A 20,116-nucleotide genomic window follows, 5' to 3' on the forward strand; every position below is an offset into this window, starting at 1 on the left:
GACAGCATCTTCTATTACTATGAAAGCAAGCTGACCGCCGTGCGGATGGGTCCGTGGAAGTTCCACTTCTCGACCAAGGAAGATTACTACGCCAATGTGGTTCCGCGCACCGTGCCGCTGGTCTTCAACATCCGTATGGATCCGTTCGAAAGCTATTCCAGTTCGGATGCCTATGGACATCTGATGCAGAAGGTTTCGTGGCTGATCCAGCCGATGGGCGTTCTGATGAACCAGCACCTTGCCACGCTGGCTGAATACCCGCCGGTTCAGGGCGGCACCTCGTTCGACATGTCGAATGTGGTTGGCGAATTCCTTGAGAAGGGCATGCAATAGGGTCACTTGATGGCGCGTTCCCCTGGGGCGCGCTGACAGACCCCCGGTCCTTGCCGGGATCGACTGCAAAAAAGGGCGGTGCCATATGGCGCCGCCCTTTCCCTTTCCGCAGGGCCATTGGCCCCCGCCTGCGTGGTCCGCGCCTACCGCCGCGCCAGCTTGCGTTCGATATAGCCGCGCAATTCCTCGACCTCGGCGCGGCTTTCGCGCAGCCCGTCCATGGCCGCCTCCAGTTCCGATTCCGCCCCGCGCAGCTTGCTGCGCAGCTCTCCCTCGCGCTCTTCCAGCCGGTCGATGGCTTCGTCGCGGGCCTCTTCGGCGTCGTGCAACTGCTGCGCCATATGGTCCAGTTCCGACATGTCCGACCGGGTCGAGCGGAACAGGCGGTGGACAAGCCAGCTTGCCAGCCAGCCCAGCAGGAAGGCGGCAAAGAGGATGATCGCGGTGACGGTGATGAATTCGGTGCGGTTCATATGTCGGGCTTCACTCGGTTGCGGCTTCTGTGGCGATCTCACCGGGGCGGGGTGAGGGGCGTGGCGTGTCGGCATCGGGCGTCAGAACCGGGACGACCATATTCTCTTCGCGGGCTTCCGGTGACTGGAATTCCTCGCTGGCCCCGACCATCGCCGGAGCGAAAGGCGTCGCGCCAGCAGTCGGGCGCGAGGGGCCGAAGAATTCAGTCTCGACCCGGTGCGCGGGATCCGAAGGCGGCAGCACCAGCGACCGGATCATGGTCGCGGCATCGGTCAGGTTGACCGGGCCATCCGTATCCTCGCCCAGAAAAGCGGGGCCAAGCGTGACGTCCACGGGATCGCCGGTGGGGGCGTCGAACTCGTCGTCATCGCTGTGATCGGCGTCATCGCCTGCGGGGGCGCTGGTTTGGCCCTGCAGCGTGATGGGCGGCGGCAGGGTTTCGGTCCGCACCGGGCGTTCCGACAGCAGCCGGAATTCGATGCGGCGGTTTTCCTCGCGCCCCGCCTCGGTCTCATTGCTGGCAATGGGCTGGCTTTCGCCGTACCCGCGCGACGTCATGTTGGCGGTGTTGATCCCGGCCTCTTGCATGGCGCGGACCAGCGCCTGCGCGCGGCCGCGCGACAGGTCGGCATTGAACCCTTCCGAGCCCTGCGAATCCGTATGCCCGCCCGCCTCGACCTGGTAATCGCGGCATTCGCCCATGACATCGGCCAGCCGCTCCAGCGTCGGCGCGGGATCGCCCGCGATCGAGGATTTGTTCGGTTCGAAACCGATTTCGGCCTCGGACATGATGATGTTCAACTGCCGCACGCATTCATTGCCATCGGGCAGGTTCAGCGCCGGATCCAGCAGCCGGTCATAGCGCACCGACAGATCGAAGGGCACGCCGGGGCCCAGGCGGTCGGCCAGCCGTGCGGCGGCGGCCTCGGTCGCTTCGGGATTGCCCGATGTGCCCGACAGCTTGATCAGATCGGCCGAGACCTGGACGCTGCCATGATCCAGCGTGTCCAGCGCCTCCAGCGCGGCCAGAACCCGCACCGTCCAGCCCGAGGGCACGGCATCGTCATCGCGCAGATCGCTGTCCACCTGCAGGAAGCGCGATTTGGCAAGGCTATCCACGGCCTCGTGCATCCGGGCATTGGTGATCGGGCCGCGCATGGACAGGCGCTGCGTTTCCTCCAGCACGGCGACGAATTCCACCGGGCCCTGATCCTGATCGCTGGACGATTCCTCTTGCTCGGTCCGCAGCGAGAAGACATCGGGCAGCGTCTGTTCCAGCTTTGCGGCAACGGTGGCATAGGTGTCGGGCGGCACGCTGGCGGGCACGGTCAGCGCGACATCGGCATCCGACAGCGTCACCACACCGCCGCCAAGCTCTTTCACGGCATTGATCGCCGCCACGGCGCCCCTGGCCCAGTCGGGCGAGGGCGAGCCAAGGCCCAGCGTGCAGCCCGGAATGCCATGCATTCCTGCATCCACCGCGGCCTCGATGATCCGGTCGCGGCCATCCTCGCTATCGGCGGAACAGGCATCGAAACGCGCGCCGTCCTCATCGATCAGGAAGCGCAGCGTGAAGGGCGAAATCACCGGGCGGGGTGCCGAAATCTCGGTCCGCAACTCGACGCCAGCGGGCACCGCCTGTTTCAGCGAGGTTTCCAGCCGCCCTTTTTCCTCGCGGCTGTCGGTGATGGCGGAAATGCTGACCTGCCCGGTCTCGATGGAAATCTTGGCGCGCGGGGCCAGTTGCGCGGCGCGCAGGCCGAATTGCACCGCCTTGGACCAGCCCTGCGGCGGCTTCTGGTCCGATGTCTCCAGAAGGTCGGTGATCTGCGGCGCGGCGGTTTCGTCGCGCAAGGTGCGGATCAGCGCCGCGCGGTCGCTGGACGAGGGGATCAGCCCGATCACCGAAATCCCGTCATCATTGCGCAAAAGCTCGATCTTCAGCGGCGGCGGTTCCAGCGCGGCGACGGCGGCGACGGTCATTTCATCCACGACGCGGCTGGAATCGATCACGGTCGAGGCCACGGTCATGGCGCGAAAGCGATCCACCTCTGTCGGGGCGGTGCCGGACAGGTGGACCTGTAAACCATCGGTTGTGACGGTCACCCAGTCCTTGCTTTCCAGCATCAGCGCCGCCTGCACATCCTCAAGCGATCGTTTCTCGATGAACTCCGCCGCCCGGTTTGCGCCCCACCAACACAGCCCGCCTGCGGCAGTCAGCACCAGGACGGTGGCAAGCGATGTGGTAAGCCTGCGGCGGGATGAGGCCATGTGACGGTGCCTTTCGCGGTTTCAAGCTGCTTTCGTCTACCCATCCCCTGACCGGGGCGCAATCATACCAACCCCGCAAGGATCAGGAAAAATGCCAGGATCAGCCCGGCATCGCGGTTCGAGCGGAACAGGCGAAGTCCGATAGGGCTTTGATAAGGCTTGAAGATGCTAAGCTGCCAGGCAAGGTGTGCGGCGAAGCCTGCCAGCCCGATATAGGCTATCAACAGATTGCGACCGGTCAGGGCAATCGCGATGGCCAGCAGCGCGACGGCCAGCAGGGCAAAAATCCGCAGCATCCGGGGGCTTTTGTCGCCGAACAGCCGCGCGGTGGATTTGACGCCGATCAGAACGTCATCCTCGATATCCTGATGGGCGTAGATCGTGTCGTAAAAGATCGTCCAGGCGATGCCGCCCAGCCAGGCCACCGCCGGGGCCAGATCCACCCGGCCCATATGCGCGGCATAGGCCAGCATCACGCCCCAGTTGAAGGCAAAGCCCAGAAACAGCTGCGGCCACCAGGTGAAGCGCTTGGCAAAGGGATAGATCGCCACCAGCGCCAGCGACAGCACCCCCATGCCAATCGCCGCCTTGCCCAGCGTCAGCAGGATCACGAATCCGACCATGCATTGCGCCGCCAGCCACAGATAGGCGCCACGCAGCGTCACCTGACCCGAGGGCAGGGGCCGCGACTTCGTGCGTGCGACCCGGGCGTCGATGTCGCGATCGGTGATGTCGTTCCAGGTGCAGCCCGCGCCGCGCATCACGAAAGCACCGATGGCGCAGGCGATGACGATCCACAGATCGAACCAGCGCGGCGCATCATACATCATCGCCAGCCCGACACCCCACCAGCAGGGCAGCAGCAGCAGCCATGTGCCAATGGGCCGGTCCGCGCGGCTCAGCCGCAGCCAGGGGCGCCATTGCGGCGGCGCGTGGCGGTCCACCCAATTTCCTGCCGGCGCGTCGATGACGGCATCTGGCCTTTCCGTCTGGCTTTGCATAGCGTCTGGCCTCATGGCTAAGATCAGATTGTTCATAGATCACCCTCTGGTCCCGGGACAAGCCGTTCCGCTGGACGGGCCGCAGGCGCATTACCTGTCGGGCGTCATGCGGCAGCGGGCCGGGGATCATCTGAGCGTGTTCAACGGGCGCGACGGCGAATGGCTGGCCGCGATCACCGAGGCGGGCAAGCGTGGCGGCACGCTGGAACTGCTGCGTCAGACCGGCGATCAGCGTGATCCGCCCGATCTGTGGATGATCTTTGCGCCGATCAAAAAGGCCCGCACCGATTTCATCGTCGAAAAGGCGGCCGAGATGGGGGCCGCGCGCATCCTGCCCGTGCAGACGGATTTCACCAATTCCGAACGGATCCGGCAGGACCGACTGCAAGCCCATGCCGTCGAGGCGGCCGAGCAATGCGGCGGCACCTATGTCCCGCCGGTGGCCGATCTGCTGCCCCTGTCGCGCGTGCTGCAGGACTGGGATCCCGCGCGCCGCATTCTCTGGGCCGATGAGGCGCTGGCCGGACCGGCCGAGACGCTGGCCGGGCTGCCCACAGGCCCCTGGGCCATCCTGATCGGCCCCGAGGGCGGCTTTTCCGAGCCCGAGCGGCAGCAACTCTCGTCGCTGGCCCATGTGACCCGCATCAGCCTTGGCCCGCGCATCCTGCGCGCGGACACTGCGGCGGTCGCGGCGCTGGCCTTGTGGCAGGCGGCACTGGGCGATTGGCGCTGAGTCGGTCCGTTCTGGCAGGAAACGCGAATCGATGCGGCACAGGACCCGGCGCGAAAGCGCAGGCAAATTGGCCTTATTGTGCTTTACCTGCACGTAAATGTGCTTTGGAGTCAAAAGCGTTGCCCAAAAGCCACAGAAAGCCCCTGCGAAGTTGCAGCCGGGGCATAACAGGCATGCCCTTTGCGTGGCTACTCAACCCCCGATGCCCCAACTATATCCCGCCCTGTGATGAAACTGCCCGCTGATTGGGCAAGACGAAAACAGGTGATGTCATGTCGACGATTGAAATGAACAACAGTGCAGCTGTTGGTGGCGTTGGCAATGTCTTCGCGAAACTGTTCTCGATGCTGGCCTCGTGGAACGATACCCGCGTGACCCGTCGTGAACTGAGCCGCCTGTCGGATCGCGAGCTGGACGATATCGGTCTGTGCCGCGGCGACATCGAGCGGATTGCGCGCGGCTTCTAAGCCATTGCCATCCCGGTTGGAACGACCCCCGAAGCGGAAGCGGCGGGGGTTTTTTCATGCCTGCGTCGCGGCCAGTGGTTTTCGCGCCGCTTCGGCCCTGATGTTCAGGTAATTGCCGCCCAGGATCAGCGCGCCGCCCAGCAGAACCCACAGGCTGATCGGTTCATTGTAAAGCAGCAGTCCGACAACCGCGATCACCGGCAGGCGCAGGAAATCGAAGGGCATGACCAGCGTGGCGGGCGCCAGTTTCAGTGCGCTGGTGATGCAGAAATGCGCGCCCAGCCCGGTCAGGCCCAACAGCATCACCCAGGGCAGCGCCTGCGCCGATGGCAGGGCGATCTGTCCGTCGATCCCCGCGCAGATCAGGCCCATCAATGTCTGCAGGACCGTCATCCACCACAGGATATTCGTCAGCGAGGTTACCGCCGTCAGTTGCTTGGTCGTGATATAGGTCAGCGCGAAGCCGATGGCGCACAGCGCGGCCGCGATCAGGCCCGGGGTCAGCGGCGCCGATCCGGGCTGCGCGACCAGCAGGATGCCGACAAAGCCGCAAAGGGCGGCAATGACCCGTGGCCGCGTCATCCGTTCCCCCAGCAACAGACGCGACAGAATCAGCAGCCACAGCGGCGCCGTGAATTCCAGCGCAAAGACCTGCGCCAAAGCGGCGTTGAACATGGCATAGAACCACAGGTTCTGCGCCCCGAAATGGACGGTGTTGCGCCACAGATGCAGACCGGGATGCCGGAAATTGACCGAGGCCCAGTCCCTGCGCCATGTGATCACCGCCGCCATGATCACGATACCGATGGCCGAGCGGTAGCCCAGCAGTTCAAAGGTATCCAGTTCAAAGGAAACCGCGCGCCCGGCAATCGCCATCAGCGTGAAGGCGGCGACCGCGCCGATCATCCAGGCGGCGGCTTTCAAGGGCTGAGTGCCCTGATCCGGCATGGTTGCTGCTGCTGTCATGGAACACCCTCCGCAGCCAGTGCTAGACCTGCCTGCAGGGGTTTGCAATCAGCCTTTGCGCGTGAGCGTCAGGGCCGACCATTCGCCCAGATCGTCGCGGCGATCCAGCGTGAAGCCCGCTTCCTCATAGGCGGCGATCACCTCTTCGGCCTGACCGGTCAGGATGCCCGACAGGATGATCTTGCCGCCCGCCGCGACGGATCTTTCCATATCCCCGGTCAGGTCGATCAGCGGTTGTTTCAGGATATTGGCCAGGACCAGATCGAAAGGCGCGGCCTGTTCCAGCATTGGATGATCGAAGCCCGCCGCCTCGATACAGATGACGCGCCCGTCAAGGCCGTTCGCCAGCACATTGGCAGCCGCCGTATCGACGGCCACCGGATCGATATCGCTGGCAATGACCGTGACCGGCCAGATGCGCGCGGCGCCCATGGCCAGAACGGCCGTGCCCGCGCCGATATCGGCAATGCGCTGCGCCTGAAAGCCGCCGGTGGCAAGGCGGTCCAGCGCCTCAAGACAGCCCTTGGTGGTATTGTGATGGCCGGTGCCGAAGGCCATGGCGGCCTCGATGCACAGCGCCTCGATCCCCTCGTCATCGGGGACCTGATCGGCGTCATGGCTGCCATAGACAAAGAACCGCCCGGCCCGCACCGGCGTCAACTCGCGCCGCACATGGGCCACCCAATCGACGTCGGGCAGTTCCGAAATGGCAAAGGGCTGCGCGCCATGGGCGGCGGCCATCAGGGCCAGTGCGACCTCGTCAGGGGCTTCGGTAAAGTAAAGCCCGACCTCCCACCGGTTCGACCCATCCTCGATTTCAAAGATGCCGCTGCCGACGGGTTCGGGCTCCAGCCCTTCGCAATCCTCGGCCAGGGCTTCGGCGGCGGCGCGGCCGGGCAGATGGGTCAGGGCGGTGAAGGTTGTCATCAGATCGGATCCGGATTGGGTAGTGAAGCCTCTACCCCGGTGCCTTTCAGCCCGCAATATCCGTCAGGGTTCCTGGCCAGATATTGTTGATGCGCCTCTGGTCCGGGCCAGAAGCGGGTCTTGCCGGTGATTTCGGTGGTGATTTCGCCGAAACCTTCGACTGCCAGACGGTTGTTATAGTCGATCTTCGATGCCTCGGCCGCGGCAAGCTGGCTGTCGTTCTGCGCGACGATCAGGCTGCGATACTGGTTGCCGACATCCTTGCCCTGACGGTCGCCCTGCGTGGGATCGTGGTTTTCCCAGAATAGCTGCAGCAGGTGGTCATAGCTGACAAGCGAACTGTCATAGACGATGCGCACGACCTCGGCATGACCGGTCTCGCCGGTCTTGACCTGCTCATAGGTCGGGTTTTCGGACTGGCCGCCAGCGAAGCCCACTTCGGTCAGCCAGACACCCTTCTGCTGCCAGAACAGCTTTTCGACGCCCCAATAGCAGCCCATCCCGAAGATCGCCTCGTCCAGCCCATGCGGGATTTCCGCATCCAGCGGGCGGTGAAAGATCGCATGCGTCGTCATGGTCGGCTCCTTCTGCTTCTGCCCCTCAACGCGATGAGACAGGCGTTGGTTCGTTTTGCCCCCTGGTCGCCGCTCCGTTCATCCCCGGGGATGGGCGGCGCGATAGACCGCCATCAGATGTGTGTCGTCGATGCCGGTGTAGACCTGCGTGGTGGACAGGCTGGCATGGCCCAGAAGCTCTTGAATGGTGCGCAGATCGCCCCCTGCGGATAACAGGTGGGTGGCGAAGGAATGGCGCAGCGCATGTGGCGTCGCGGTGGGCGGCAGGCCAAGCGCGGCCCGCGCACGCCGCAACGCGCCCGAGATCTGGTCGGTATTCAGCCGCCCGCCCCGCACGCCACGAAACAGCGGCGCATCCGGGGCCAGTCGCCAGGGGCATTGGCGCAGATACCCGGCGACCGCATCACGAGCCACAGGCAGCACCGGAACATGCCGTTCCTTGCCGCCCTTGCCGGTAATCGTCAGGCTGTCGCGAAAGGGCCAGTCGCGCCCGTCAAGCCCAAGCGCCTCGGAGATCCGCAGGCCGCAGCCCCACAGCAGCGTCATCACCGCCACATCCCGCGCGGCGACCCAGGGGGTCTGATGGCCGGTCGCGACCGTCTCTAACGCCTCTTGCGCCTGTTCCGGTGACAGCGGGCGGGGCAGGGTCCGGGCATATTTCGGGCTGCGGGCAGAGAGGGCCGCCGACAGGTCGTGCCCCTCGCGGTCTGACAGCCAGCGCAGAAAGCTGCGCACGGCCGATTGCCGCCGCGCCAGCGATCTGGCGCCCAGCCCGCGCGCCCTTTCGGACGCCGCAAAGGCGCGCATGTCGCCCTGACGCAAGCCGCCAAGGGATTTCGGTGTCGCCGCCGCGCCGTGATAGCCGCCGATGAAAGACAGGAAGGCCAGCAGATCGGCGCGATAGGCGTTGATGGTATGGGGGGAACGGTCGCGGGTGGCCTGTTCCAGATCCAGCCACCGGGCCAGCGCATCGGCCATCGCCGGTGCAAGGGCCAGTGGCGCCGGATCGGTCACAGCCGGCCCAGCAGGATCAGCCGGAAGGCCTGGCTGAAGAAGCGCAGCAGGTCGGTGCCGTGGGCGGGCATGAAGCGCGCTGCATCGGCGCTGCCCATCAGCAGCAGGGCCGCAGGTCTGCGCGCGCCCAGTTCCAGCGGCAGCAGCGCCTCGGAGGCGACAGACCTGCCATGGATGGGCCGGGTGATCGGGGATGAGGGACGCAGCACGATATCATCGCCACGCGGCGCCCGCCGCCCTGCGGTGACGATCCGTTCGATGGCGCCCTGTGGGGCGATCACCACATCCTCGGGCAGATTTGGCAGCACCGGATCGGCCTCGATCACCAGCCGCAGCGTTTCGATCCGCAGGATCGGGGCGATATCGGCCTGCAGGCTGTGAATCAGGTCCTCCAGATCCGAGGTTTCCAGCAGCCCGATCACGGCGCGATGGACGACCGCCGCGCCGGATTGGTTGTCAAATGCCGCCGCAATGACATTTTCATGCTGCATTTCCAGCCGGTCGAGGCGACCTTCCAGCGCCTCCATCGCGCGGCCACGAATGTCGATGACATTCTCGCCGACTTCGTCCTCGCGCGCGGCGACCAGCGCCCGCATCAGATCGCGATCGGCCAGAATGGCACCGGGATCGGCCAGCAGCTTTTCGCGGGTTTCCGGGTCAAGCGTTGCTTCGGTCGCCATTCCAGCCTCGTCGCTCATGGGTCAGCCGATCTTCTGGCCGGTCTTGGCCCAATCGGCGTTGAACTGGGCCAGGCCCTTGTCGGTCAGCGGGTGCGTGGCCATAGACTTGATGACCGAGGGCGGCGCGGTGATCACATCCGCGCCGATCTTGCCCGCGTCGATGATATGGTTGACCGAGCGGATCGAGGCCGCAAGGATCTGCGTCTCATATCCGTAATTGTCATAGATCTCGCGGATATCGGCGATCAGGTCCATGCCGTCCAGGTGGATATCGTCCAGACGGCCGACGAAGGGGCTGATGAAGGTCGCGCCGGCCTTGGCGGCCAGAATCGCCTGCGCCGGGCTGAAGCACAGGGTGACATTGACCATATGGCCGTCATTGGCAAAGGCGCGACATGCCTTCAGCCCGTCCCAGGTCAGCGGCACCTTGATGGCGATATTGGGCGCGATTTCGGCCAGTTTCTTGCCTTCGCGGATCATGTCATCGGCGTTTTCGGCGACAACCTCGGCGCTGACCGGACCGGCGACCATATCGCAGATCTCCTTGGTGACTTCGATGATATCGCGGCCCGATTTCAGGATCAGCGACGGATTGGTGGTGACGCCGTCCACCATGCCCAGATCGTTCAACTCGCGGATCGCGTCCACATCGGCGGTATCGACAAAGAATTTCATGCCCGGCTCCTCTGGTGCGGTTTCGTCATGGGTTTAGCCTAGAAAAAGGTCAGCGTGAAGGCGGCACGGTCGCATCGATGAGGGCGCAGGGCGGTATTCGCGCAGCAGCAGGTTTCAGGGCGCGGCATCATCGCGCTCTTGCAACGCGGCCCATCTGTGGCTTTATCGGCAGCGATGAGACCCGACAGCCTGCCCGAATTCTTCCCTGCCCGCGCCCGGATCGCCGTTCTGACCACGGAACCGGTGGGGGTGCTGGACTATCTGGCCCCGGATGAGGGCGTGCGGCAGGGGCAGCTGGTGCTGGTGCCTTTGGGACCGCGACGGGTGATCGGGCTGGTACGGGGCGCGGGGCAGGGCGATTTCGATCTGGCCAAGCTGCGGCCCGTCGCCAAGGTGCTGAAGGCCGAGCCCTTCCGCCCCGAATTTCTGGAGTTCCTGACGCGGGCGGCGGATTACACGCTGACGCCGTTGCCGCTGATGTTGCGCATGGCGACGCGGGCACCGGATCTGGACCGCCCGCCTGCCGCGCGGCGGATCATCGTGCCCGCTGGCGATCCACCAGCCCGAATGACCGAGGCGCGCCAGCGCGTGCTGGACGTGATTGCCAATCATGGCGGCGCCAGCTTTGCGCCTTCGGAACTGGCGCAGCTGGCCGGGGTGGGCACGCCGGTCGTCAAGGGGCTGGTCAGCGCGGGCACTTTGGCCGAGATTCAGGCTCCGCGCGATACGCCCTATCCCCGGCTGGATCCGTCCTTGCCGGGCAAGCCGCTGGATGCGGATCAGCAGGCGGCATCCGATGCGCTGCAAACGGCGATCCGGGGCGGCGGCTATGGCACCACATTGCTGCGCGGGGTCACCGGCTCTGGCAAGACCGAGGTCTATCTGGAAGCGGTGGCCGAATGCCTGCGGGCGGGTCGTCAGGCGCTGGTGCTGCTGCCCGAAATCGCGCTGTCGGCAGAGTTTCTGGACCGGGTCGAGGCGCGTTTTGGCGCGCGCCCCGGCGAATGGCACAGCGGCATCACACGGACCGAACGGCGCAGGCTGTGGCATATGGCCGGGCAGGGAGAGGTCGGGCTGGTGGTCGGCGCGCGCTCGGCCCTGTTCCTGCCGTTTCGCGATCTGGGTCTGATCGTCGTCGATGAAGAACATGACGGCAGCTACAAGCAGGAAGACGTGGTCTTCTACAGCGCCCGCGACATGGCGGTGCTGCGCGCCTCGATCCTGGGGGCGCAGGTGGTGCTGGCCTCGGCGACGCCCAGCCTTGAAAGCTGGGTCAATGCGGCCAGCGGCAAATACCGGCGGCTTGACCTGCGCTCGCGCTATGGCGCGGCCGAATTGCCTGACATGACGGCCATCGACCTGCGGGCCGAGGATTTGCCCTCGGGGCGCTGGATCTCGCCCACGCTGGCCTCGGCGGTCGCGGCGCGGATCGCCAGGGGGCAACAATCGCTGCTGTTCCTGAACCGGCGCGGCTTTGCGCCCGTCACGGTCTGCCGCGCCTGTGGCGAACAGATTGCCTGCCATCAATGCGACGCGCGCATGGTCGAGCATCGTTTCCAGAACCGGCTGGTTTGCCATCAATGCGGCGAGACGCGACCGATTCCCGACGCCTGCCCCTCTTGCCAGGTCGAGGGCAAGCTGGCCCCGATCGGTCCCGGCGTCGAACGCATCGCCGAAGAGGTTGCCGCGCGTTTCCCCGATGCCAAGGCGACGATCCTGTCCTCGGATCTGTTCCACTCGGCCCGGGCGCTGAAGGACACCATCGCCCAGATTGCGGATGGCGATACGGATATCATCATCGGCACCCAGATCGTGGCCAAGGGGCATAATTTCCCGCGCCTGTCGCTGGTTGGCGTGATCGACGCCGATCTGGGGCTGCAAGGGGCCGATCTGCGCGCGGCCGAGCGGTCGTTCCAATTGATGCGACAGGTCGCGGGGCGGGCCGGGCGCCATGCCGGGGAGGGGCCGGGCGTGGCGATGTTGCAGACCCATCAGCCGGATCATGCCGTGATCCGCGCCATCCTGTCGGGCGAGGATGAGGCCTTCTGGAATGCCGAGGCTGCGGCGCGTCAGGCCGTGGGCATGCCGCCCTTTGGGCGTCTGGCCGGGATCATCCTGTCGCATCCCGATCTGGCCACGGTCAGCGATTTCGCCCGGCATCTGGCCGCCCATGCCCAGCCCCTGCGCGATGCGGGGGCAGAGCTTTGGGGGCCCGCGCCCGCACCCATCGCGCGGATCCGGGGGCGCCACCGGATACGGCTGCTGATCCATGCGCCACGACAGGCCGCCATGCAAAGCGCCATCGCCGACTGGCTGGCCCCGCATAAGCCGCCTGCCAATCTGCGCCTGTCGGTGGATATCGATCCGCAAAGCTTTTTGTGATTGCCCGCGCCCGCCGCCGTTGCGACAGTGCCGCAAAACAAGCTGCGAGAGGGCCATGACGACAGTTTCCGACCGCCCCACACCCGGGCGACATCTGGTCATCGCCTCGGTTCTGATCGCGCTTGAGGTCTGGCCGATCGGCTTCAATCTTGGGGCCTATGGCACGGTCTTCTGGAACGATTTCTTCGAGATCTGGATCGTTTCGGTCGTGACGCTGCTCTCCGGGCTTTACCTGATTCTGATGAATGAAAAGACCGACAGGCCGCCGGTGCGGGGGATCGACCTTCTGGCGATGTTCCTGCCCTCGATCTGGTTCCTGTCAGAGGCCGCAGACCGGCTGTATCCGGGTCCGCTGCTGGATGGGGTGCAGGCGTTGTTTCAGGTGCTGACGGTGGTATTCGCCCTGCCTGTCGTCGCGGGAGTCATGCTGCGCGTGACCATGCCAGAGGTTCTGAAATTGCGCAGCGCCCGGCTTAATCTGGTGCTGATCGCCATTACGCTGGCGATCTGCGCGGCATCCTATCTGATCGGCGCGCGAAATGATCTGATCTTCACCTGCGAGGATTTTCGCATCTCGGGGGATGAACCGCCCGCGAACTGCTTTCCGGAACGGCAATAGCGCCGGGCGCCTCAGTTCCGCATGACGATGCAGCGCCCGCCCGCACGTTTCAGGCGAATGCAGAAGGCGCTGGCCTCGGCCCGGCTGTCATAGCCGATCTGGGCTGTGAACAGCGCGCGCGGCGCGCCCGATATCCGCTTGCGGACATAGCCGACGCGCTTGTCGCCCAACAGCGGACGCAAGGTGCGGTTCAGCCGCGCGACCTGCTTTGCGGCGCCCGACTGGCTGGGATGACTGGCCACGATCACGCCCCAGGGAAAGACCCGCTGCGGGGTGGTGAATTCGCGCAGCCTGCGATCGCCCGCCATCTTTTCGCAGGCGGGGCGAAAGGCCATGTCGGGCCGATCGGGCTGCAGCCCCAGCTTCAGCTCATCCGCGCCGGGCGGGTTGTCGCGCCAGCGACTGGCATCGAAACCGGTGATCGAGGTGACGTAATCCTCGGTCTCATAGGGCAGGCCGCCCTGCATCGCGACATAGCGCGCGGCGCGGTTTTCGCCGCCATTATAGGCGACGGCGGCCAGTCCGATATTGCCGAACATGTCGGCCAGATAGCGCAGATACCAGGCCGAGCGCGAAATGGCCTGGGCCGGGTTGAAGGGGTCGTCCAGATCGTAAAGCTCGGCCGTGCTGGGGATGAACTGGGCAATCCCAAGCGCCCCAGCCGGACTGACGGCGCTTGGTTCGAAGCGGCTTTCCTTCCACAGCAGCCGGGCCAGGAAATTCGGGTCCAGATCGCGCTGCGCCGCATTGCGTTCGATCAGCTTGCAGACATCTGCCGCGTAATGTTCCAGCCGGATGCAATCGCGCCCGTCATCGGTGCAGCGCAGATCCTTGCTTTGGGTCACGGGCGGATAGCCGACATGGGCATCGACAGCCGGGCGCGCGGTGGCGGCTCCGGCCGACACTATCAGCGCCAATGCGATCTTGAGGAAAGTTTTCACGTTCTTCGGTCCTGCGGGGCCTGGTTCAGCCCTTCTTTTTCTTGCGCTTGCTTTTCTTGCCGGGCGACAGGGCGGCCAGCTTTTCAGCCGCGATCCGGGTGGCCTTTTCGGCGCGCTTGACGGCTTTCTTCGCCTCTTTGCGGGCGGCCTTGGCCTCTTTCTCGGCGGCTTTGGCAGCTTTTCTGGCCTTTTCCGCAGCGGATTTCCGGGGGCGCTTCGCGGGTGCGGGTGCGTCGTCCGGTGCCGTCTTGGCGGGTTCCACGGCGGATTCCACAGTGGGTTTTTCGGCGGGTTCTGCAGCGGCAGGCGTCGGCGTCGCGACGGTGGCCGCAGCGGCGGTCTTGGCCGCGCCTTTGGGCGTCACACGGCGCGATGCGGTGCGTGCATCCTTGCGCTTTTTCGCAGCCGCGCGATCGGCGCGCTTGCGCACCGGTGGCTGGCGAGAGGCCGGTTTGGCCGCCGCCTGCGCGTCGGTCTTGGCGGGTTTCAGGCCACGTTTGCGGCGATCCGCCTGTGCCCGGCGCAGGGCGGCCTGAAACAGATCCGCAAGGGTGATCTCTCCGTTTTCGCCATGTGGGCCGGCCGATTTCAGCGCCTCTTCCAGCCGGGCGATCAGATCGTAAAGGGCATCCTGATCCAGCGCGGCAATCGCAGGACTGCGGCTGTTGGCGACCAGCGCCAGCTGATCCGGGCTCAGCATCGCCTGTTCAAGTTTGGCATAGCTCGGCATGTCGGCTCCTTATCTGCCTGATGCGACAAGTCGCGCGGACTTTGCGGAAGAATGGCCGCATTTGCAATTAAGAAAGGCCCCGATCGCCGGATCGGAGCCTTTTGACGTCGGATATCAGGCCGGTTTCAGCGAACGGCGCTTTCAACGGGCGAGACCGAAACCGTGGTCGTGGTGGTCACCACATCGCCAGCGGTGGGCTGGGTCTGGGCCACGATGGGCGCGTCCGTCGGCACGACATAGCCTTCGGGCGTTTCGACCATGCGGCCTTCCAGCGCCAGGCTTTCCTGCGGGCTGCGGACCTTCACCCGGGTGCCCAGATCGGTCTTGTCGAACAGGTCGATCACGTCCTGCTGGAACATGCGGATGCAGCCGGCCGAGGTCGCCTTGCCGATAGAGGACGGGTCCATCGTGCCGTGGATGCGATAATAGGTGTCGCGGCCATTGCGATACAGATACAGCGCGCGCGAGCCCAGCGGGTTATCGGCGCCACCGGCAACCCCGCCCGCGAATTGGGCGTAAAGTTCGGGGCTGGTGCGGATCATGTTCTGCGTCGGGGTCCAGTTCGGCCAGCGGCGCTTGACCGAGATCACGCCCGACCCCTCGAAGCCGGTGCCTGCGCGGCCCACGGCCACGCCAAAGCGCATGGCCTCGCCGTTTTCCATCACGTCATACAGCACGCGGGCATAGGGATCGACGACGATGGTGCCCGGCGCATCGGGGCCGTTATAGGCGACGCGCTGGCGGCGGTTCCGGTCGGTCAGATAGGCGGCGCGCACGGCCGGGATATCGATCGCATTCCCGTCGGGGCCCGCATCGACCCGGGCCTGATAGACGGCGGGAACGGTCGGGGCGGGGGCCGTGGTGGTCTGGGTTGGTCCGCATGCAGCCAGCCCCAAGGCCAGCGCCGAGAACAAGGAAGCGAGGCGCATCATCAGTTTTTTCCTTTGTCGTGACAAGGACGCGCCATCGGACGCGTCACAGGCAGCACTTGTGTCGTTATCCCCTTCGACGGCAGAGCCAAAGGCGATTCGTCAGGGGTTTATCAGCCGTTTACAGGCCCGTTCCGTCAAGTCTAGCCACTGTTTGCAGGACAGGCAAATTACGGCCTGTGGCATCAAGGTTCCAGTTTCGTCAGGTTTCGCTGAACTCGGAACAACTTCGCCTGGCTTTTGGTTTCACGCCGCGCGGGGCATTTGTGCGGGCGCCGCGCGACGGCTGCTGCCCCGGCCATGCGCTTCCTTCTCAGGTGCAGTTGTCTGTCCCGGCGGGCGCGACTAATCTGCCCCCATCATGCGCAGCAGGCAGTGAAGTGACAGATACCGACGCGCCCAAATCCTCGGCCCTGGCGCCGTTTCGCTATCGCGATTTCCGGCTGCTCTGGAGCGCGACGCTGATTTCCAATTTCGGAGGTCTGGTGCAGGCGGTCGGGGCAGCCTGGATGATGACGCAGCTGACCGACAGCGATACGCTGATCGCGCTGGTTCAGGCCTCGAACACGCTGCCGATCATGCTGCTGGCTCTGGGTTCGGGCGCGCTGGCCGATATCTTTGACCGCAAGGCGATCCTGCTGTTTGCGCAGATCTTCATGGCGGTCATTTCGGCGATTCTGGCGGTCTTTGCCTTTCAGGGCTGGCTGACACCCTGGCTGCTGCTGAGCTTTACCTTTCTGATCGGCGCGGGGCAGGCGCTGTATAACCCGCCCTGGCAGGCCAGCATGGGCGATCTGGTGCCGCGCGCCGATCTGCCTGCGGCGGTGACGCTGAATTCGGTCGGCTTCAACCTGATGCGCAGCGTCGGTCCCGCCGTGGGCGGCTTTATCGTCGCGGCCTTTGGCGCGGCGGCGGCTTTTGCAGTCAATGCGATCAGCTATCTTCCGCTTCTGGGGGCGCTGGCGCGCTGGCATCCCCCGGTCACGCCGCGCACCGCCCCGCCCGAGGCCTTCCTGCCCGCCGTGGCGGCCGGGCTGCGCTATGTCGCGCTGTCGCCGAACCTGCTGCGGGTGCTGCTGCGGGGCGCGCTGTTCGGCTTTGCCGCCGTTTCGGTCCTGGCGCTGCTGCCGCTGGTGGTTCAGAAACATCCCGAGGCGGGATCGCTGCTTTATGGCGCCCTGCTGGGCTGCTACGGGGTCGGGGCGATCATTGGCGCGGTGCTGAACCCGCGCATCCGCACCCGCTTTTCGAATGAGAGCATCGTGCGCATGGCCTTTCTGGGCTTTGCGCTGGCGGCGCTGATCCTGGGGCAGACCGACAAGATCTGGCTGCAGGCGCTGGCGATGCTGCCTGCAGGCGCGGCCTGGGTGCTGGCGCTGTCGCTGTTCAATGTGACGGTGCAGCTCTCGACGCCCCGATGGGTCGTGGCGCGGGCGCTGGCGCTGTATCAGACCGCGACCTTTGGCGGCATGGCGACCGGATCGTGGATCTGGGGCATGGTGTCGGGATCCTACGGGGTGGGCACGGCGCTGACGGCGGCGGCGGCGGTGCTGGCCTTTGGCGCCCTGATCGGGCTGTGGTTCAAGGCGCCGGAATTCGCCACCGCCAATCTGGACCCGGTGAACCGGTTCCGCGAACCCGCGCTGCGGCTGGATCTGCGCGGGCGTTCGGGGCCGATCATGGTGATGGTGGACTACCAGATCGCGCAAGAGGACGTGCCCGAATTCCTGCGTCTGATGCGCCAGCGTCGTGGCATCCGGCGCCGCGACGGGGCGCGGAACTGGGCCTTGCTGCGCGATCTGGAACATCCCGATCAATGGTCGGAAAGCTATCACATCGCCACATGGGACGAATATATCCGCCACAATATGCGCCGCACCACCAGCGATGCCGAGGTGACCGTGCGCCTGCGCGAATTGCACCGGGGCGAGGGCGGTCCCCGCGTCCATCGCATGATCGAGCGGCATAATGTCGATCAAAGCGACGACCTGCCATTGGTCGGCAAGATCGAGGTGCCTTAACCGGCCTGCGCGGGCGTTTCGATCCAATCTGCAGGAATGCGCGGCGTCGCGGCGATCAGCTGCCTTGTATAGGGATCGCGCGGCTGCTGCATGACCTCTTCGGTCGGGCCATCCTCGACGATGCGGCCCGATTGCATCACCAGAACACGTTCGCTGATGCCGCGCACCACGGACATGTCGTGGCTGATGAACAGATAGGCCATGCCGTGGCTTTGGCGCAGCTGTGCCAGCAGGTCCAGAACCTGCGCGCGGACACGGACATCCAGCGCGCTGACGGCCTCATCCAGCACGATCAGTTGCGGGCGGGTGATCAGGGCGCGGGCAATGGCGATGCGCTGCCGCTGGCCGCCGGAAAATTCGTGGATATATTTGCGCGCATCGGCGGGCTGCAGGCCGACCTCTTCCAGCGCCGCCGCCACCCGTCTGCGCCAGTCCGAGGGGCGACCGGTCAGATGGAACGGTTCGGCCACCAGACGGTCCACCTTCCAGCGCGGATTGAAGCTGCCGAAAGGATCCTGAAACACCACCTGCATCCGTGCCCGCCGGTCGCGCGGCATCGACCTGCCAGCGGTCACCGGCTGCCCGTCCAGCGTGATCTGACCGTGCTGGATCGGATCAAGCCCCAGCAGGGCCCGGGTCAGGGTGGATTTTCCGCTGCCGGATTCGCCCACCAGACCAAGGCTTTCGCCGCGATGAATGGTCAGGCTGACATCATCCACCGCGCGCAGGACGCCCTTGCCATGCGGCAGGCCGTATTCGCGGGTCACACCGCTGGCCTGCATCAGCGGTTCGGGATTATCGCTGCGGATCAGCGCGGGCGCATGGCGCGAGGCGGCGAAAAGCTGACGGGTATAGGGATGGGTCTGCGCGCGAAACAGGGCCTCGGTCGCGCCGCGTTCGACGATCCGCCCCGATTTCATCACCGCCACCTGATCGGCCTGACCGGCGACGACCGCCAGATCATGGGTGATCAGCAGCATGGCCATCCCCTCTTCCCGTACCAGCCCGCGCAGCAGATCAAGGATCTGCGCCTGCGTTGTCACATCCAGCGCCGTCGTCGGCTCATCCGCGATCAGCAGATCGGGGCGCAGGGCGATGGCCAGCGCGATGGCGACGCGCTGGCGCTGCCCGCCTGAAAGCTGATGCGGATAAAGATCCAAAGGGAAGCGCGGTGCGGGCAGGCCGACGCGGTCCAGCCGGTCGCGGGCCTGCGACAGCGCCTCCCGCCGGGTCGCGGCGCCGTGGATCAGCAATGTCTCGGCCACCTGATCGCCAATGGTCATCAGCGGGTTCAGCGCCGTCATCGGTTCCTGAAAGATCATCGCGATCCGCTTGCCGCGCAGGGCGCAGATCTGTTGTTCCGGCAGCTGCAGGATGTTCTGGTCGTCCAGCAGGATTTGCCCGTCGGCGCGGGCGCGATGTGGCAGCAGACCCATGATCGCCAGTGCCGTCATGGATTTCCCGCTGCCCGATTCCCCGACCAGACCGGTGATCTGTCCGGGCGGCAGATCCAGATCGACCCGATCCAGAATCGGCTGATCCCCGATCCGCACCGACAGGTCGCGCAGCCGGATCATCGCATCACCTTCAGCCGCGGATCCAGCATATCGCGCAGCCCGTCGCCCAGCAGGTTCAGCCCCAGAACCGTCAGCACGATGCACAGGCCAGGAATGATGGCGACATGCGGGGCGATGGTGATCATGGTCTGCGCCTCGGCCAGCATCCGTCCCCAGCTTGGGACGGGCGGCTGCGCGCCCAGCCCGACATAGGACAGACCGGCTTCGGCCAGAATGCCAAGGCTGAACTGGATGGTGCCCTGTACGATCAGCAGATTGGCGATATTGGGCAGGATGTGCTGCAGGCTGATCAAGGGCGCGTGCTTGCCCGCAACCTCGGCCGCGCGGATGTAATCCAGCGTCCAGATCGGAAGCGCGGCGGCGCGCGTGACCCGCGCGAAAACCGGAATGTTGAAGATGCCGATGGCGATGATCGCATTCAGTGCGGATGGCCCGAAGACCGCCGCGAACAGGATCGCACTGACCAGCGAGGGGAAGGCGAAGATCAGGTCATTGCCGCGCATCACGACCTCATCCAGCCAGCGCCCGCGATAGGTGGCCGCGATCAGGCCCAGCGGCACCCCGACCCCCATCCCGATCCCCACTGCGACCAGCGCCACCGCGATCGAGGTGCGCGCCCCCACCATGACCATGGACAGGATATCCCTGCCGAAATGATCGGTGCCGAACCAATGCGCGGCCGAAGGGGCCTGCAGCTTGTCGGCAATGGCCATCTGCGTCACCTCATAGGGTGTCCAGACAAAGGACAGCGCCGCCGCCAGCAGCGCCAGCCCCGCCAGCGCAGCCCCCAGGATCATGCCC

At 65.5% G+C, this 20,116-nt stretch carries 20 protein-coding genes; 6 read left to right on the forward strand and 14 right to left on the reverse strand.

The window, feature by feature from the left end:
* Positions 1-45 precede the first annotated feature (45 nt).
* On the forward strand, positions 46-333 hold the full coding sequence (locus JHX87_RS13500; RefSeq protein WP_272833937.1) for a hypothetical protein: 288 nt from the start codon (positions 46-48) through the stop codon (positions 331-333).
* 143 nt (positions 334-476) lie between these two features.
* Here JHX87_RS13500 and JHX87_RS13505 read toward each other — a convergent pair whose 3' ends face one another.
* The 3 genes from JHX87_RS13505 to ubiA all read right to left on the reverse strand — a co-directional run bounded on the left by JHX87_RS13505 (position 477) and on the right by ubiA (position 4,079).
* Positions 477-806, reverse strand: a complete 330-nt coding sequence (locus JHX87_RS13505; protein WP_271884239.1) for a hypothetical protein — start codon at positions 804-806, stop codon at positions 477-479.
* Positions 807-816: 10 nt separating this feature from the next.
* Positions 817-3,078, reverse strand: a complete 2,262-nt coding sequence (locus tag JHX87_RS13510) for an OmpA family protein (protein WP_271884240.1) — start codon at positions 3,076-3,078, stop codon at positions 817-819.
* A 62-nt stretch (positions 3,079-3,140) separates the two neighbouring features.
* Positions 3,141-4,079: a 4-hydroxybenzoate octaprenyltransferase gene (gene ubiA, locus JHX87_RS13515; protein WP_271884241.1), complete on the reverse strand. Its 939-nt coding sequence runs from the start codon at positions 4,077-4,079 to the stop codon at positions 3,141-3,143.
* A 13-nt stretch (positions 4,080-4,092) separates the two neighbouring features.
* On the opposite strand from ubiA, the gene JHX87_RS13520 reads away from it, so the two are divergent.
* Positions 4,093-4,812: a 16S rRNA (uracil(1498)-N(3))-methyltransferase gene (locus JHX87_RS13520; protein WP_271884242.1), complete on the forward strand. Its 720-nt coding sequence runs from the start codon at positions 4,093-4,095 to the stop codon at positions 4,810-4,812.
* Positions 4,813-5,084: 272 nt separating this feature from the next.
* A complete protein-coding gene (locus JHX87_RS13525) occupies positions 5,085-5,279 on the forward strand; it encodes a DUF1127 domain-containing protein (RefSeq protein ID WP_271884243.1) in 195 nt (64 codons plus the stop codon).
* A gap of 54 nt (positions 5,280-5,333) precedes the next feature.
* On the opposite strand, the gene JHX87_RS13530 is transcribed toward JHX87_RS13525, so the two are convergent.
* The 6 genes from JHX87_RS13530 to fsa form a co-directional block, all read right to left on the reverse strand.
* Positions 5,334-6,245, reverse strand: a complete 912-nt coding sequence (locus tag JHX87_RS13530) for a DMT family transporter (RefSeq protein WP_271884244.1) — start codon at positions 6,243-6,245, stop codon at positions 5,334-5,336.
* A 48-nt stretch (positions 6,246-6,293) separates the two neighbouring features.
* Positions 6,294-7,172 (reverse strand): 50S ribosomal protein L11 methyltransferase, encoded by an 879-nt coding sequence (locus JHX87_RS13535; protein ID WP_271884245.1) that lies wholly within the window; start codon positions 7,170-7,172, stop codon positions 6,294-6,296.
* Entirely contained in the window at positions 7,172-7,747 is a 576-nt protein-coding gene (gene msrA / locus JHX87_RS13540; RefSeq protein WP_271884246.1) for a peptide-methionine (S)-S-oxide reductase MsrA, read from the reverse strand. The genes JHX87_RS13535 and msrA overlap by 1 nt, the downstream gene beginning before the upstream one ends.
* Before the next feature lie 78 nt (positions 7,748-7,825).
* Positions 7,826-8,725 carry a tyrosine recombinase XerC gene (locus JHX87_RS13545; RefSeq protein WP_271884303.1) on the reverse strand — a complete coding sequence of 300 codons (900 nt, stop codon included), beginning with the start codon at positions 8,723-8,725 and terminating at the stop codon, positions 7,826-7,828.
* A gap of 32 nt (positions 8,726-8,757) precedes the next feature.
* A complete protein-coding gene (locus JHX87_RS13550) occupies positions 8,758-9,459 on the reverse strand; it encodes a DUF484 family protein (protein WP_271884247.1) in 702 nt (233 codons plus the stop codon).
* A gap of 3 nt (positions 9,460-9,462) precedes the next feature.
* Positions 9,463-10,116 (reverse strand): fructose-6-phosphate aldolase, encoded by a 654-nt coding sequence (fsa, locus tag JHX87_RS13555; protein ID WP_271884248.1) that lies wholly within the window; start codon positions 10,114-10,116, stop codon positions 9,463-9,465.
* A gap of 174 nt (positions 10,117-10,290) precedes the next feature.
* Here fsa and JHX87_RS13560 point away from each other — a divergent pair, with 174 nt between their 5' ends.
* On the forward strand, positions 10,291-12,498 hold the full coding sequence (locus JHX87_RS13560) for a primosomal protein N' (RefSeq protein ID WP_271884249.1): 2,208 nt from the start codon (positions 10,291-10,293) through the stop codon (positions 12,496-12,498).
* A 55-nt stretch (positions 12,499-12,553) separates the two neighbouring features.
* Positions 12,554-13,117 (forward strand): hypothetical protein, encoded by a 564-nt coding sequence (locus JHX87_RS13565; RefSeq protein WP_271884250.1) that lies wholly within the window; start codon positions 12,554-12,556, stop codon positions 13,115-13,117.
* Between the two features lie 11 nt (positions 13,118-13,128).
* Here the strand turns inward: JHX87_RS13565 and JHX87_RS13570 are convergent, their stop codons facing one another.
* From JHX87_RS13570 to JHX87_RS13580, 3 genes are all read right to left on the reverse strand, one after another.
* The gene (locus JHX87_RS13570; protein WP_271884251.1) at positions 13,129-14,058 is read right to left on the reverse strand and encodes a lytic transglycosylase domain-containing protein; all 930 of its coding nucleotides are present in this window, start codon (positions 14,056-14,058) and stop codon (positions 13,129-13,131) included.
* Positions 14,059-14,083: 25 nt separating this feature from the next.
* Positions 14,084-14,788, reverse strand: a complete 705-nt coding sequence (locus JHX87_RS13575) for a hypothetical protein (RefSeq protein WP_271884252.1) — start codon at positions 14,786-14,788, stop codon at positions 14,084-14,086.
* Between the two features lie 125 nt (positions 14,789-14,913).
* A complete protein-coding gene (locus JHX87_RS13580) occupies positions 14,914-15,720 on the reverse strand; it encodes a L,D-transpeptidase (RefSeq protein ID WP_377776073.1) in 807 nt (268 codons plus the stop codon).
* A 377-nt stretch (positions 15,721-16,097) separates the two neighbouring features.
* Between JHX87_RS13580 and JHX87_RS13585 the strand changes: the two genes are divergently transcribed.
* Positions 16,098-17,738 carry an MFS transporter gene (locus JHX87_RS13585; RefSeq protein ID WP_271884253.1) on the forward strand — a complete coding sequence of 547 codons (1,641 nt, stop codon included), beginning with the start codon at positions 16,098-16,100 and terminating at the stop codon, positions 17,736-17,738.
* On the opposite strand, the gene JHX87_RS13590 is transcribed toward JHX87_RS13585, so the two are convergent.
* Entirely contained in the window at positions 17,735-19,315 is a 1,581-nt protein-coding gene (locus tag JHX87_RS13590) for an ABC transporter ATP-binding protein (RefSeq protein ID WP_271884254.1), read from the reverse strand. The genes JHX87_RS13585 and JHX87_RS13590 overlap by 4 nt on opposite strands.
* The gene (locus JHX87_RS13595) at positions 19,312-20,112 is read right to left on the reverse strand and encodes an ABC transporter permease (protein WP_377776072.1); all 801 of its coding nucleotides are present in this window, start codon (positions 20,110-20,112) and stop codon (positions 19,312-19,314) included. Before JHX87_RS13595 ends, JHX87_RS13590 begins: the two co-directional genes overlap by 4 nt.
* Between the last annotated feature and the right edge of the window lie 4 nt (positions 20,113-20,116).

Source organism: Paracoccus fistulariae (assembly GCF_028553785.1).
Classification (GTDB): Bacteria; Pseudomonadota; Alphaproteobacteria; order Rhodobacterales; family Rhodobacteraceae; genus Paracoccus; species Paracoccus fistulariae.

Bases quoted from the DNA above. Each gene is read 5' to 3' on its own strand.
- JHX87_RS13575 (WP_271884252.1), bottom strand. From the start codon at position 14,788: ATGCCGAGCTATGCCAAACTTGAACAGGCGATGCTGAGCCCGGATCAG.
- msrA (WP_271884246.1), bottom strand. From the start codon at position 7,747: ATGACGACGCATGCGATCTTTCACCGCCCGCTGGATGCGGAAATCCCG.
- JHX87_RS13525 (WP_271884243.1), top strand. From the start codon at position 5,085: ATGTCGACGATTGAAATGAACAACAGTGCAGCTGTTGGTGGCGTTGGC.
- JHX87_RS13510 (WP_271884240.1), bottom strand. From the start codon at position 3,078: ATGGCCTCATCCCGCCGCAGGCTTACCACATCGCTTGCCACCGTCCTG.
- JHX87_RS13590 (WP_271884254.1), bottom strand. From the start codon at position 19,315: ATGATCCGGCTGCGCGACCTGTCGGTGCGGATCGGGGATCAGCCGATT.
- JHX87_RS13550 (WP_271884247.1), bottom strand. From the start codon at position 9,459: ATGAGCGACGAGGCTGGAATGGCGACCGAAGCAACGCTTGACCCGGAA.
- JHX87_RS13565 (WP_271884250.1), top strand. From the start codon at position 12,554: ATGACGACAGTTTCCGACCGCCCCACACCCGGGCGACATCTGGTCATC.
- JHX87_RS13560 (WP_271884249.1), top strand. From the start codon at position 10,291: ATGAGACCCGACAGCCTGCCCGAATTCTTCCCTGCCCGCGCCCGGATC.
- JHX87_RS13595 (WP_377776072.1), bottom strand. From the start codon at position 20,112: ATGATCCTGGGGGCTGCGCTGGCGGGGCTGGCGCTGCTGGCGGCGGCG.
- JHX87_RS13530 (WP_271884244.1), bottom strand. From the start codon at position 6,245: ATGACAGCAGCAGCAACCATGCCGGATCAGGGCACTCAGCCCTTGAAA.
- JHX87_RS13535 (WP_271884245.1), bottom strand. From the start codon at position 7,172: ATGACAACCTTCACCGCCCTGACCCATCTGCCCGGCCGCGCCGCCGCC.
- JHX87_RS13505 (WP_271884239.1), bottom strand. From the start codon at position 806: ATGAACCGCACCGAATTCATCACCGTCACCGCGATCATCCTCTTTGCC.
- JHX87_RS13580 (WP_377776073.1), bottom strand. From the start codon at position 15,720: ATGATGCGCCTCGCTTCCTTGTTCTCGGCGCTGGCCTTGGGGCTGGCT.
- JHX87_RS13545 (WP_271884303.1), bottom strand. From the start codon at position 8,725: ATGGCCGATGCGCTGGCCCGGTGGCTGGATCTGGAACAGGCCACCCGC.
- JHX87_RS13500 (WP_272833937.1), top strand. From the start codon at position 46: ATGGGTCCGTGGAAGTTCCACTTCTCGACCAAGGAAGATTACTACGCC.
- fsa (WP_271884248.1), bottom strand. From the start codon at position 10,116: ATGAAATTCTTTGTCGATACCGCCGATGTGGACGCGATCCGCGAGTTG.
- ubiA (WP_271884241.1), bottom strand. From the start codon at position 4,079: ATGCAAAGCCAGACGGAAAGGCCAGATGCCGTCATCGACGCGCCGGCA.
- JHX87_RS13520 (WP_271884242.1), top strand. From the start codon at position 4,093: ATGGCTAAGATCAGATTGTTCATAGATCACCCTCTGGTCCCGGGACAA.